This window comes from Paenibacillus sp. RC21 (assembly GCF_044907935.1).
GTDB lineage: Bacteria > Bacillota > Bacilli > Paenibacillales > Paenibacillaceae > Paenibacillus > Paenibacillus terrae_A.
Genome location: NZ_JBIYCS010000001.1, coordinates 777,359 through 789,799 on the forward strand (window position 1 = coordinate 777,359; position 12,441 = coordinate 789,799).

The 12,441-nt window shown below is 46.0% G+C and carries 10 protein-coding genes; 5 read left to right on the forward strand and 5 right to left on the reverse strand.

Annotated elements, in window-relative coordinates; all coding sequences use genetic code 11:
- The first annotated feature begins 30 nt into the window (after window positions 1-30).
- Complete coding sequence (ytfJ, locus tag ABIA61_RS03420; RefSeq protein WP_283655896.1) at window positions 31-435, forward strand: GerW family sporulation protein; 405 nt, start codon at window positions 31-33, stop codon at window positions 433-435.
- On the opposite strand, the gene ppk1 is transcribed toward ytfJ, so the two are convergent.
- From ppk1 to ABIA61_RS03435, 3 genes are all read right to left on the reverse strand, one after another.
- Entirely contained in the window at window positions 429-2,567 is a 2,139-nt protein-coding gene (gene ppk1, locus ABIA61_RS03425) for a polyphosphate kinase 1 (protein WP_404580290.1), read from the reverse strand. The two genes, ytfJ and ppk1, sit on opposite strands and share 7 nt — an antisense overlap.
- A 194-nt stretch (window positions 2,568-2,761) precedes the next feature.
- A complete protein-coding gene (locus ABIA61_RS03430; protein WP_283655898.1) occupies window positions 2,762-3,154 on the reverse strand; it encodes a hypothetical protein in 393 nt (130 codons plus the stop codon).
- A 68-nt stretch (window positions 3,155-3,222) separates the two neighbouring features.
- A complete protein-coding gene (locus tag ABIA61_RS03435) occupies window positions 3,223-3,429 on the reverse strand; it encodes a hypothetical protein (protein WP_404580291.1) in 207 nt (68 codons plus the stop codon).
- Between the two features lie 212 nt (window positions 3,430-3,641).
- On the opposite strand from ABIA61_RS03435, the gene ABIA61_RS03440 reads away from it, so the two are divergent.
- From ABIA61_RS03440 to ABIA61_RS03450, 3 genes are read left to right on the forward strand one after another with little or no spacing between them, the layout of a single operon-like run.
- Entirely contained in the window at window positions 3,642-8,261 is a 4,620-nt protein-coding gene (locus ABIA61_RS03440) for a cation-translocating P-type ATPase (RefSeq protein ID WP_483874938.1), read from the forward strand.
- Between the two features lie 36 nt (window positions 8,262-8,297).
- Window positions 8,298-8,561 carry a DUF5132 domain-containing protein gene (locus ABIA61_RS03445; RefSeq protein ID WP_404580293.1) on the forward strand — a complete coding sequence of 88 codons (264 nt, stop codon included), beginning with the start codon at window positions 8,298-8,300 and terminating at the stop codon, window positions 8,559-8,561.
- Between the two features lie 13 nt (window positions 8,562-8,574).
- Window positions 8,575-8,799, forward strand: coding sequence for a hypothetical protein (locus tag ABIA61_RS03450; RefSeq protein ID WP_044646003.1), 225 nt, complete (start codon window positions 8,575-8,577; stop codon window positions 8,797-8,799).
- A 78-nt stretch (window positions 8,800-8,877) separates the two neighbouring features.
- Here the strand turns inward: ABIA61_RS03450 and ABIA61_RS03455 are convergent, their stop codons facing one another.
- The gene (locus ABIA61_RS03455; RefSeq protein ID WP_283655901.1) at window positions 8,878-9,801 is read right to left on the reverse strand and encodes an AEC family transporter; all 924 of its coding nucleotides are present in this window, start codon (window positions 9,799-9,801) and stop codon (window positions 8,878-8,880) included.
- A gap of 226 nt (window positions 9,802-10,027) precedes the next feature.
- Window positions 10,028-10,921, reverse strand: a complete 894-nt coding sequence (gene trhO, locus ABIA61_RS03460) for an oxygen-dependent tRNA uridine(34) hydroxylase TrhO (protein WP_404519038.1) — start codon at window positions 10,919-10,921, stop codon at window positions 10,028-10,030.
- Window positions 10,922-11,143: 222 nt separating this feature from the next.
- Here trhO and ABIA61_RS03465 point away from each other — a divergent pair, with 222 nt between their 5' ends.
- Window positions 11,144-12,433, forward strand: coding sequence for a glycoside hydrolase family 27 protein (locus tag ABIA61_RS03465; RefSeq protein ID WP_404519037.1), 1,290 nt, complete (start codon window positions 11,144-11,146; stop codon window positions 12,431-12,433).
- The last annotated feature ends 8 nt before the right edge of the window (window positions 12,434-12,441 follow it).

Here is a 12,441-nt window from a genome sequence, read left to right on the forward strand (position 1 = left end):
ATAAGAGAACCATTGTAGAGAGGTGAATGAATGTCAGAGCATCCATTACAATCTTTTGTAAAAACGGCGAAAGATCACTTAGAGGACATGATGAACGTCAATACGACCCTTGGAGAACCGGTTACGGTGTCTGACGGCACCATTATCATACCGGTTTGTAAAGTGAGCTATGGCTTTGCGGCAGGTGGAAGCGATTGGGAAAGGCGCAATCAGCAAGCCGCAAGGGTGACGCCGTCATTCGGCGGAGGTATGGGCGGAGGTGTGTCCGTAACACCTCTCGCAATTTTAATAATCGGCAAAATGGGCGTTCAAACAATCTACCTGGATAACTCTCCTACTGTATACGACAAGATTTTGGATATGGCGCCACATCTTTTGGATAAATTGAACAATCTTATTAAGCAATACCAAACAGGAGATGATAACAGTCAGTGAATCAGGTCTGACTCGTTTGGGTATGCAGAGGCTGCCAACGGGGTTATGCAGTCGTTTTGAATAGGAAAAGAGTTGTTTTTCCTTACTACCAGATTTTTGGCCTCTGACTGGCTACGGCAGGGGGGCTGTTCATTGTGCGCCATAACATATTGTCCATCGGGAAGCAGCTGTCGGGCTTTAATATTATCGTTCAGCAACAGCAATAAATATTGGATGACGACAGATTGATGTTCTTCATTCAATAGCGGGCACATTAATTCAATCCGCTTGTCCATATTTCTGGTCATCCAGTCCGCACTGGATAGCCACAATTGGGGCGTGCCGGCATTCTCAAAATAAAAAATTCGGGAATGCTCCAAAAATCGGCCGACAATACTGCGAACGGTAATATTGTCGCTCAGTCCGGGAATTCCTGGACGCAAGCAGCAGATGCCACGAACGATCAGATCAATTCGAACGCCTGCCTGGGAAGCGGAATATAGTTCGTCGACCAACTGTTTATTCGATAGCGAGTTCATTTTGGCTATAATCCTTGCAGGTTTGCCGCTCAAGGCATTTTCCACTTCGCGCTGAATGCAGCCCAACAACCGTTGTTTCAAATGCGCCGGAGCTACACTGAGGTAATGCCACTGGCTCGGGGCGGAAAATCCCGTAATTTTGTTGAATAAGCTGGAGACATCTTCGCCGATCTCCGGATAGGAAGAGAACAGTCCGATATCTGTAAATATTTGCGCCGATACTTCATTGTAATTTCCGGTGGCAACATGAATGTAACGTCTAAGAGAATCCGCTTCCTTACGTACAACCAAAATCATTTTGGCATGAATTTTTAACCCGGGCAGGCCGTAAACGACATGGCAACCTGCTTTTTCTAATTCTTTTGCCCATTCGATATTTCGGGCTTCATCGAACCGTGCTTTCAATTCGACGACTACAGTGACCTGCTTTCCTGCTTCGGCAGCTCGATTCAAAGATCGGATAATACGTGAATTACCGTTTACGCGATACAAGGTCATTTTAATAGCCATAACGGATGGATCGGCAGCAGAATGTTCGACAAAATCGTTAACAACGTCAAACGATTCATACGGATGAAATAAGAGAACATCTCTTTTCCGCAGCACTGAAAAAAAATCGTCTGTCTTCGTAAACTCTCGCGGATAAAGAGGATCAAATCTCGAATGCTTGAGATGCTCATAACCCTCGATCGAATTGGCGAATGACATGAAGTAGCTTAAGTCAATAGGTCCATCATTCGTAATTAAAAACTGGCTTTCAATTTCCAGTTCTTTTTCTAGTAATTCCAGTGCAAATGGATCAAATCCCTTTTCTATTTCCAAACGAATCGGAGTGCCCCATTTTCTTGCGCGCAATACTTTCTCCACTTCATCAAGGATATCTTCAGCCTCTTCCTCGTTTAGATCAAGGTCTGCATTTCGAGTTAAACGGAATGTATGGAAAGTAACAGGCGTATACGTAGTAAACAAAGTGTGAATATGCTGCTTAATCAAATCTTCGAGCAAAATAAACTGCCAATCATCATGATCTGATAGAGACGGAACTTTAATATAGCGAGGCAGATTGGACGGAATTTCAACCAAGGCAATATAACAGTCCTTGCCCGATGCATCGGAAGGCGGCTTCAAACCGACGGCCATATATACACTTTTCGAACGAATCAGAGGAAAAGGGCGGCTTTTATCGATAGCTAGAGGAGTTAGCACGGGAAATACTTTTTCAAGATAATAGGTTTCCATTTCTTTCTGCTGAGCAGGATTAAGCTCGCAATAAGCAGTAAAAACAAGGCGCTCTGCCTTTAGCAGTTGAATAATCCGTGCATGGGTTGCATACTGATCTGCTACTAATTGCTCAATCATGGCGATTACTTTATTTTGTAACTGTTGCGGGGTAAAGCCAGTGAAATCGATCTCTTGATTGCCCGCTCTAATTTTATCCATGAGTCCTGCGACCCTGACACTGACAAACTCATCCAGATTGGTGGAAACAATCGATATGAACTTTGTTCGCTCCAGCAGAGGAGTGCTTTCGTCTTGCGCTTCCTCAAGAACACGTCTGTTAAATCGAAGCCAGCTTATTTCACGATTAATATAGTTCACAGCGTATGCCTCCATCTGCTTATTCTTTTTTTCTAAATAATAAATACCGTATTTTTTGGAACAATTGCCATGTGGCGCTAAGGCGAATCGTGATCGTGTCGGGAATATTCTCATGTTCGTTTTTAGTCATAATTGTTAGGTTCCTCTCGTTTTTAAAATGGGGAAAACTCGCTAAACGAAGTTAGCGAGTTATATGGATATTTTGTTATTTATTCGTGAGATGCTGTCGTCTGCATTGCATCCACGACCGGGCTCGTTATGGACTCGGTTACTTTCGATGCGTACTGTGTCATGTTGCTGACCAAACGATTGTTAAGAAGCACATTGCCTGCTTGCATTCCAACTGTTTGGCCCATACTGTTCCCTAACAACCCACCAACAACGGAACCAAGGACTGTCCCTACTCCTGGCAGCAACGAAGTTCCAAGGATAGCCCCATACTCAATACCGGCCATGACGCCGAGTGCTCCTGTCAAATTCCCCGACGTATGAACCATATAATCTTTGTTATCCATTTGTCCTTTCGTCAAGCTAATGGTATTCTGCAGTTGGGTTATACCTCCGGAGATAAGACCTCCCCATAATGAACCGCCTTGAAGCATGCTGATCACTCCTTTATTTGATTTTTTGTTACTCCCGAATATTAGTTCCCCATTATGCGTTTTTTTAATTATTTTACATTTGTATTCTTTTCTTCAATTTGTACTGCTTCTGCGGACTGTAGGTCTCTAGTGCTGTCTTTGACTTGATCCGCGAGCTCAAGCACAATTCCAGCTCCTTTAACGGCAAGTTTGCGTGCGGCTTTTCGGGCTTCGGGGGACACAGCAAGTGCTACGGCCGCAGCAGCGAAAATAATACCGAGCGGTGATTTAACCACAATACACTCTCCTTAAAAAGTTGTTAGTAAAATAATTCCTTTAAATAAGAATTTTATACTAGATTACATTTAGAAAATAAAATGCATATTTTGCTAACTATTGTTAACCATAAGTAAAGTTGATTTTGGCTTTTGATATGGAAGAGGGGTTAAATATGGTATTGCTGCGAAACAAAAACAGGTTTCTTCATGTCCTTCCTGGCAGGATACGGATGGAAATTTACGGTTTGCAGGGAAGCAAAGCTGGCGCAGAGCTTTTATCCAAAAGTCTGTCCGCTTGTAGTGGAATTTCCAGAGCGGAACCTTGTACTGTGACGGGCAGAGTGCTGCTTCTTTACGATGTAAAGCTTGTTTCTGAGCAGCACATTTTCCATATACTCCGTGAAACAGAAGATCGGATTTGTTCGGCCAATCTAACAGCCCGCCCGGATATCCAAAACGAGGCTACCGGGTCGAAGGAAGCGGAGCGGGAAGCTGCCGCTACCCAGATTGAATTGGATATTCCTTGTGATCTGCCGATGATCCCTACGACACCTAAGACCAATACGGGCGAGCCAAGAGGAAAAATCCCCATTGCATTGGCTATTTCCATGAGCGGTTTAGCCGTGCTGGGAATCAAGCAGGTCTTTTTCGGACGTTCAGCCCTGGCAAGAAGCCCGGCGCCGTTCTTTTTATCGGCGCTCGTATCTGTCGTAACCGGCTACCCTTTTCTCAAAAGAGGAATTCAGACCTATTCGGAAAAGAAAAAAATAAACTCGGATCTCATTTTAGGTACAAGCGCTCTCGCTCTCGCGCTTATGCGCGAAAATCTTGTAGTGCTTGCCGGACTCAGCATTTTGCAATATGTGAACTGGAAGCGAAACTGCTCTGCATTAAATGGACAGCAAGAGGTTTCTTTGTCACCGGAAATTCAAACATATAGCGATAAAGCAGGCAGATTAGGTTTTATTGCAGCCGGAATGACGTGGGCCGTTACCCGGAATCCGCTTCGTGCAATCGCTGTGCTTCTGGCAGCAAATCCGCGGGTGATGACCGTACCTGCTGAGCATGCCTGGAAACAGGCCGAGCTTGTTTCAGGAGAAAGAAAATACGTGATTCCGGAAAAAGGATCATTATCCCAACTCGCTCGAACGAAAACGATTTTATTCGAAGATGCATCACTCCTGTTTAACCGTACAGAGATTGAAGAAATTCAATGCATGGTGGAGAAGGAGCAAGATGCGGATAAAGCGATTTGTTTGGCAGCTTCATTAATGGAGAAAACAGAACATCCTTGGAAAGAAGAGGTGTTCAGCAAGGCGAAACGGACTTGCCGGACGATCCGCACAGCTTTTCATGTGAAAGAAGAGCCACAGGGTATAAAAGGAAAAGTCAATGATAGACAGGTTATCATTGGCAGCTACAAATACATGGAGGAACACGGTATTGATTGCAGTTTCTATGAGCTTAAATCAAAGAGGCTTGCCAGAAAAGAATACGACGTTCTTTTGGTCGGAAGCCAGGGGGATGCCAAAGGCGAATGTCTTGGGTTAATTGCCAGACATCGGCTATCACCGGTCAATGAATATGGCTCTGCCGCCTTTTCACTCAGCGAAAAAGGCTGGCGGCTTGGTCTGTTGCATAACAGCCTTCATATCAGTACTGACGAGCTTTCCCAATACCGAATGGATACAAGCTGGTCATCTTTTGAACAAGGCGAAGTGATTGAACGGATTGCTGAGCTCAAGCAGCATGGCGAAGAGGTTTTATTTGTCACCGGTCTGGAGCAAAATCCGCTCAATGAGTTTTATAAAAAAGCAGGAATCCAGACGATTTCCATTCATGAGCTGCAACATATACAGGAAAGTGCTATGTACGCCGAGAAAACAGAGCAAATCGTAAACGAGCATGCTTCAATTGCTAAAAAATGGAATATTATAGGGTCCGTTTTTGCTACATTAGGCATGATCAGTGCTCCAGTGATCAATTTGATCGGAGATGCTTTATCGCTTGTGTTTATATCCAGAACGAAAAACAGGAGTGAAGCCTTGCCATCTCCACCGGAAATGGCGTATAAGAACGAGGCTGCGGTCGCCTCCGAAGCTTTTGCCTGGTATCAACTACCTAACGAACAAATCATCGCGAAGTTACAAACCAACCTGCAAAGCGGGTTGACCTCTGATCAGGTTCTTTCTATAAGAAACCAATATGGTTCAAATCGGCTTGAGAGTAAAAAACCTACTCCTTGGCTCATTTCATATTTAGGCCAATTCAAGGAATTCACAACGCTGATCCTCCTTGGTACAAGTGCATTGGCCTTTCTTACGGGGGGAGTATTCGATGGACTCGCAATGGGGGCAATCCTGCTCGCGAATGCTGCTATTGGAACGATTCAGGAACGCAAAGCGGAAAAAGTTGTGGACAAGCTGAATCAATTTCAACCCCCAGTATGTAAGGCCATCAGACAAGGCCAGCACGTAGAGCTAAATGCTGTGGAATTGGTGCCCGGCGATATCGTTTCCCTGGAAGCAGGGGACCGCGTTCCAGCGGATATCCGGTTAATTAACTCATGGAACATGCGAGCCAACGAGTCGACCCTCACCGGGGAATCTCTTCCCGTCGAAAAGAATGAGTCCTCTTTGCCAGAGGATTGTGCTTTATCTGAGAGAACCAACATGCTCTTCATGGGAACCGACGTGTGCGGAGGCAAGGGAATTGGTATTGTTGTACAAACCGGGATGAGTACCGAGATGGGGCATTTAATGTCGCTTTTGAAGCAGCAGGAAAAAGAAGTAACCCCTTTACAGGAAAAAGTAACGTCAATTAGCAAAAAATTTGTGAAAGGCGCTCTTATCGTTGGAGGGATCGTATTCGCAATTGGTATGCTCCGTGGCATCCCTTTTCCACAAATGATTTCGACTTCGATCACACTGGCGGCTTCTGCCATCCCTGAAGGGCTTCCGGTTACCATCACTATTGCCCTCAGCGCAGGCATCTTCCGTATGGCGAAGAAAAACGCGCTGATCCGAAAGCTCTCCTCACTGGAAACATTAGGAAGGACTACGGTTATTTGCACAGACAAGACAGGCACGTTAACTAAAAATGAAATGACGGTAAAAGCGCTCTCTACCGCGGATCGCGCGTGGACTGTAACAGGCGATGGTTACGAACCGACGGGAGCATTGGAGGAGCTTGCTCCAGAGGCTGCCGCTGCAGCGGCAGGGCTCAAAAATGTAGGAAGTTACGAAAACCCTTCAGCCCATCCTGATTTGACTCGCTTGCTGCAAATCTGCTTGCTATGCAACAACAGCAAGCTTGAGCAGCAGGAAGGACAGTGGATGACCAAAGGGGATCCGACTGAGGGCGCGCTTTTGACCCTTGCAGCCAAAAACGGACTGTGGCTTAACGATATGACCCATTGGCATCGCGGGCATGAAATTCCATTTGATTCTAAAACCGCGAAAATGAGCGTGGTTTGCAAGGATGTTCAGGCGGAACAGGAATGCTATCTCTTTTCCAAAGGGGCTGTTGAGACGATTCTCCGCCATTGCAATCGATATCAAAAGAACGGAGAAATATTGCCTCTATCTGAAGAACAGAAGCAGCACATTATACAGCAAAATGAAAAGTTTTCAGCGGCAGCGTTGCGTGTGCTTGCTTTCGCGTATCGACCTTTGGATGAGAGTATCGATAACGAGTCCATTGATGACGAACGTGAATTAATTTATGTCGGCATGACCGGCATGATGGATCCTCCCAAACCTGAAGTAGAACAAAATATTCAGGAAGCTTTTGCACTTGGGCTAAAACCTGTGATGATTACTGGTGACCACCCGATTACCGCCATTGCCATCGCGAAGCAACTCGGAATTTACAGTGATGCGCAGAGTGTTGTAACTGGGCATGAGCTTGACCGTTTATCAGACGAAGAGTTGAGCCAAATTGTGGACCAGGTATCCATTTTTGCCCGGGTCACGCCTGAGCATAAGCTTCGCATTGTAACAGCGCTGCAAAAAGGAGGACAAATCGTTGCCATGACTGGCGATGGTGTCAACGATACGCCTGCTATCAAACAAGCCAACGTTGGTATCGCAATGGGAAGAACAGGAACGGAAGTAACGAAGGAAACTGCGGATATGGTGCTAACGGAAGATCATTTTGGCACGATTCTAGAGGGGGTCAAAGAAGGCCGAACCATTATCGGCAATATTCGTAAGGCACTCGGCTGTCTGTTAACCGGAAATCTGGCCGAGATTATCGTCACCAGCGTTGCCGTGATGGTTGGATTGCCGATCCCTCTGGTTCCTATTCAAATTCTGCTGATGAATTTGTTGACCGATGCTTTGCCAGCAATGGTTCTAGCTGTAAATCCAGGGCAGAAAACGAAGCAGCAGAAACGAACCGATTTCATCGATAAAGACCTGTACCAGAAAGTGATTACAAGAGGGGTTTTGCTGGGATTGGGATCGCTCGGCTTATTTGCTGCAAGCCTTGCAGTCGGTACGCCAATGCCTATCGCTCAGAGCGTTGCTTTTGCAACATTGGTCGCAGGGCAGTTGATCCAAACCTTTTCGTGGCGACAGGAAGGCTCTGAAGAAACAGTGCGCGATTGGACGAAAGATCGCTTTTTGATCGGGGCTCTCTGCGTTTCTTGGCTGGCTTTGCTAGGAGCACTGTATATCCCGCCATTGGCCGGATTTTTCCATACCGCCAGTCTGCCGCTGAAATATTGGATTCCCATCCTTGGCGTAGCCGGATCGGTATCTCTTTTGTCCAAACCGATTTTGGCTCTAATTTCAAAAAAGCAAGCAATCAGCGCTTTGCCTGCAAACCAAACCTATGCTGCGGCTTAACGGCCGCAGTAATACTTAATTACCAGGAGGATCACAATGCTGCAAAATAACATGGATAAAATTGTAATTGGCACTGCGCTCGCTTTTGCCGCTTCTGCTTTGCTTCCTATTGCTAAAACTACTTTCCGCCCTCTTGCCGAAGCTGGTATGCAAGGTGGAGCCAACTTGATCAATCGGAGCAAATCTTTCATTGAATTAGCCCGGCAAGAAGTGGAAGATATCGTTGCCGAAGCCCAATTTGAAAGAATGAAAAAGCAGCTTGACCAAGAAATCTCATTGCTTGACAATACCCAAAATTGAGGAGAACGGATAAATGAACGAACAAAGTATAGATAATCATTTACGCGAAGCCTTATCGCACTTGGAATCTGCCTTAAACCAGAGTGTAAGATGCGTGCTTGAAAACGATAGCGCGAAAAAAGAAATAGGTTTAAAGTGGGAACGATTTCTTGGAGAATTTATGGGACAAATCCGGGAAAAGGGAAAAAAATCAAGATTAAATCTGCTGGGCTGGATCAGTTTTCCACGAATACGCTAATCAATTGTATGCAGCCTAAGTCGACAGCAGGCTGCATACTGGATTTACTACACCCTAGAGAGTCTTTTTTTCTAGTTATCATGCTACGATCATAATGAGGATAGGCAAAATCAGGAATGAGGCTAAAGTGCTCCACAGGATACAGGTGGACACGAGTTTGGGCGATGCATTGAATTTTTCTGCCAAGATGACAGCATTCACGGCAACAGGCATGGAAGCCAGAATAAAGAGCACGGAGAACAAAAGGCCTGATATCCCCAGTATCAGCATGGCAAGACAGGCCGCAAGCGGAGAGAGCAGAAGCCGGATGATGAGTCCTGCGTAGCTGGCTTTTTTAATAGACGGCTCCAGCTTGAATATTTTTACATAAGCCATCTGGGTTCCAAGGATTGCCAGCACGACTGGTGAATAGGCGGCAGCAATCATCGAAACGCCCGCTTGTATGCCTGAGGGCAGATGCCAATCTAGCATTCGAAGCCCCAGGGCGAGTAAAGCTGCATAGATCGCAGGCAGCGAGAATACTGACTTAACGGCGCTTTGAACGGAAAACTCAGAGCGGGCTGCAAAGTAAACTCCAAGGGTATTGACCAGAATTATCTGGATGACAACATATACAGAGGCTTTATCCAATCCAAGCTGCCCAAAGGCAAGTAAAATAAGGGGCAGGCCATAATTTGCGCTATTGGTCAGCGTGGAGATTAAGGTGAGTCCGGCCGTTTCAGGGGCGCTTAGCTTAAACATTTTCCCTGCAATCTGCGCAATTCCCCATAACAGCAGCAGATTCAAGATCGAAAAGGCGGCAGTTTGCGCCACATCATGCAAAGAAAGCTGTGCCTTGAGCAGCGTGTCCAGAATCATCGCGGGACTTAAAAAATATAAGTATAAAGTCGAGAGCGGTTTCGTTTCCAGCTTCATGAATTTGCCGAGTAAAAACCCGGCGATCACCGGAATGGACAGTGGAACGATAACGGATAGAAGGGTTGAAAGTACGATTTGAATCATGAAATCCACCAATCCTTTCTTGTAATGACATTTTTCATTATAAGGCGCAGCTTTTGAGCCCGTCCAAGATGAAAATACGATCAAGGTCATAGGCAAATACTATGAAGCTTGTGGTAGTTATTCTATGTAATGCACCGAGGTGTACAACAAAAGGGATGTCCACAGCCATGTTGAAAGGCTAATAGGAACATCCCTTTTTTACAATAAAAGCAATTATCTTGCTGATTTATGCAGAAGCAACGGTTTCCGCTTTGGTCCGGCACTCATCAGAGCAATAATGTTGATGCTGCTCTTCACAGTCCGGACATACGATATGCTGGAGATTGCACACCGGACAGTTGATATAGTGATCGTTTGGTGATTCACAATGGAAGCACGTGCCGACAATAACGTCCTCGTCGGTATGGTTGATCGGGATCGAGATGCGTTCATCAAACACATAACATTTACCGTCAAACAAACGACCTTGGACCTCCGGGTCCTTGCTGTAGGTTACAATGCCGCCATCCAGCTGGCCCACATCATCAAAGCCTTCTTTGATCAGAAGACCGGACAGCTTTTCGCACCGGATTCCGCCAGTACAATACGTCAGTATTTTCTTGTCCTTGAACTGACTCATATTGTCGCGAATCCACTGTGGAAACTCACGGAAAGATTCGACTTCCGGACGAATGGCGCCACGGAAATGACCGATGTCATATTCATAGTCGTTACGTCCGTCCAGCACAACCACATCTTCACCTTGAAGCTGCTCATAAAACTCCTTCGGTGACAAACGCTTGCCACTGATTTCGTTAGGGTCCAGCTCATCCTCATGACGTAGCGTAACCAACTCCTGACGATGGCGTACAAATATTTTCTTGAACGCATGACCGTCAGACTCATCTATTTTAATAACCATATCGTGGAATTTCGGATTGGCGCGCAAATCACGGATGTATTGCTCGGTTTGCTCTACCGTACCAGACAGTGTTCCGTTAATTCCTTCCTGAGCAATCAAAATTCTTCCCTTGACGCCCAGCTCCTTGCAGTAAGCCAGATGCTCTGCTGTAAAGGTGGCAGGATCTTCAATATTGACATATTTGTAAAACAACAAAATTCTGTAAGCATGCTCGCACACGTAAAATCACCCTCTGATTCAAGTCAAAGTTTTTTTACAACCAATTTTAAATGTACCACATTCTTTAAGTTAGTCAACTAATTTGTATGAAAAGGGGGACTGGAAAATAAAGAGGCAGGTGACGAGCGACAAAAGTAAGGGTTTACATTATAATAATACCGTAGTGACGAGGTGGATTTTGGCAGCAGGATGAGTATTCTTATGATGAAAGGATGAATTGGAATGAAGCATCATTTGGTAGCGCATACATCACCTATGGGGTGGAATAGCTGGGATTGCTACGGCGCAGCGGTGCGTGAGGAAGAAGTACGGGGAAATGCGCAGTATATGGCAGAGCACTTGAAGGAATACGGTTGGGAATATGTCGTGGTAGATATTCAGTGGTATGAGCCGGGAGCTGTTTCTTCACAATATCGCTCATTTGTTCCGCTGGAAATGGATTCATTTTCACGTCTCATTCCAGCGGTAAATCGTTTTCCTTCCGCAGCGGATGGACGTGGCTTCCAGGCTCTTGCGGAATATGTACACAGTCTGGGCTTGAAATTCGGTATACATATTATGAGAGGCATTCCGAGACAGGCGGTACATCAGGATACGCCGATTTTGGGAACCCAGGCAACTGCGAGACAGATTGCACATCCCAACTCCATTTGTCCCTGGAATACAGATATGTATGGGGTAGATGCTACCAAGGAAGGCGCACAGGAATATTATAATTCGCTGTTTGACCTCTATGCGGAATGGGGTGTTGATTTTGTAAAGGTGGATGACATCGCAGCTTCACGACTCTATGATACTCATTTGGCGGAAATTGAACTGATTAGGCAGGCCATCGCCCAATGCGGACGTCCGATGGTTTTGAGTCTGTCGCCAGGTCCGGCACCGCTGGAGCATGCATCCGAATTAATCGCCAACGCCAATATGTGGCGCATGACCGACGATTTCTGGGATGTATGGCCTTTGCTGCACGGCATGTTTGAGCGCTGCGAGAAGTGGGCAGAGCACGTGGGCCCGGGCCATTGGCCGGATTGCGACATGCTGCCACTGGGTCATTTGGGTATTCGCTCGGTCGATTCTGTAGATTCCGGTAGCCATGACCGCTGGACACGCTTTACGAAGGATGAACAACTGACGATGATGACCTTGTGGAGTATTTTCCGATCCCCTCTAATGTTTGGGGGAGAACTGCGGGATAACGATGCGTGGACGCTTTCTCTGCTGACCAATGAAGAGGTGCTGGATGCTCACCGCAACGGTTTGGATGCCCGGCAGGTGTACAGAAAGGATGAACATATCGTCTGGACTTCACATAACGTGGAAGGTCATGTATATGCGGCTTTGTTTAATGCTGGAGACGAAGCTTCGCGGGTCTGTGTATCGCTGCAAGACCTGGACATTGAAGGACAGACAAGTGGCAGAGACTTATGGAATCGTGTGAATCTGGGCACTTTAGAGCAAGAGCTGTCCGCAGAGGTACCTCCTCATGGAGCTGCTCTATTTATTTTGAAATAGCATATCGT

Excerpts from the sequence above, each read along its gene's own strand:
- ppk1 (WP_404580290.1), bottom strand. The coding sequence starts at position 2,567 with ATGGAGGCATACGCTGTGAACTATATTAATCGTGAAATAAGCTGGCTT.
- ABIA61_RS03450 (WP_044646003.1), top strand. The coding sequence starts at position 8,575 with ATGAACGAACAAAGTATAGATAATCATTTACGCGAAGCCTTATCGCAC.
- ABIA61_RS03430 (WP_283655898.1), bottom strand. The coding sequence starts at position 3,154 with ATGCTTCAAGGCGGTTCATTATGGGGAGGTCTTATCTCCGGAGGTATA.
- ABIA61_RS03455 (WP_283655901.1), bottom strand. The coding sequence starts at position 9,801 with ATGATTCAAATCGTACTTTCAACCCTTCTATCCGTTATCGTTCCACTG.
- ABIA61_RS03445 (WP_404580293.1), top strand. The coding sequence starts at position 8,298 with ATGCTGCAAAATAACATGGATAAAATTGTAATTGGCACTGCGCTCGCT.
- ABIA61_RS03465 (WP_404519037.1), top strand. The coding sequence starts at position 11,144 with ATGAAGCATCATTTGGTAGCGCATACATCACCTATGGGGTGGAATAGC.
- ytfJ (WP_283655896.1), top strand. The coding sequence starts at position 31 with ATGTCAGAGCATCCATTACAATCTTTTGTAAAAACGGCGAAAGATCAC.
- ABIA61_RS03440 (WP_483874938.1), top strand. The coding sequence starts at position 3,642 with ATGGAAATTTACGGTTTGCAGGGAAGCAAAGCTGGCGCAGAGCTTTTA.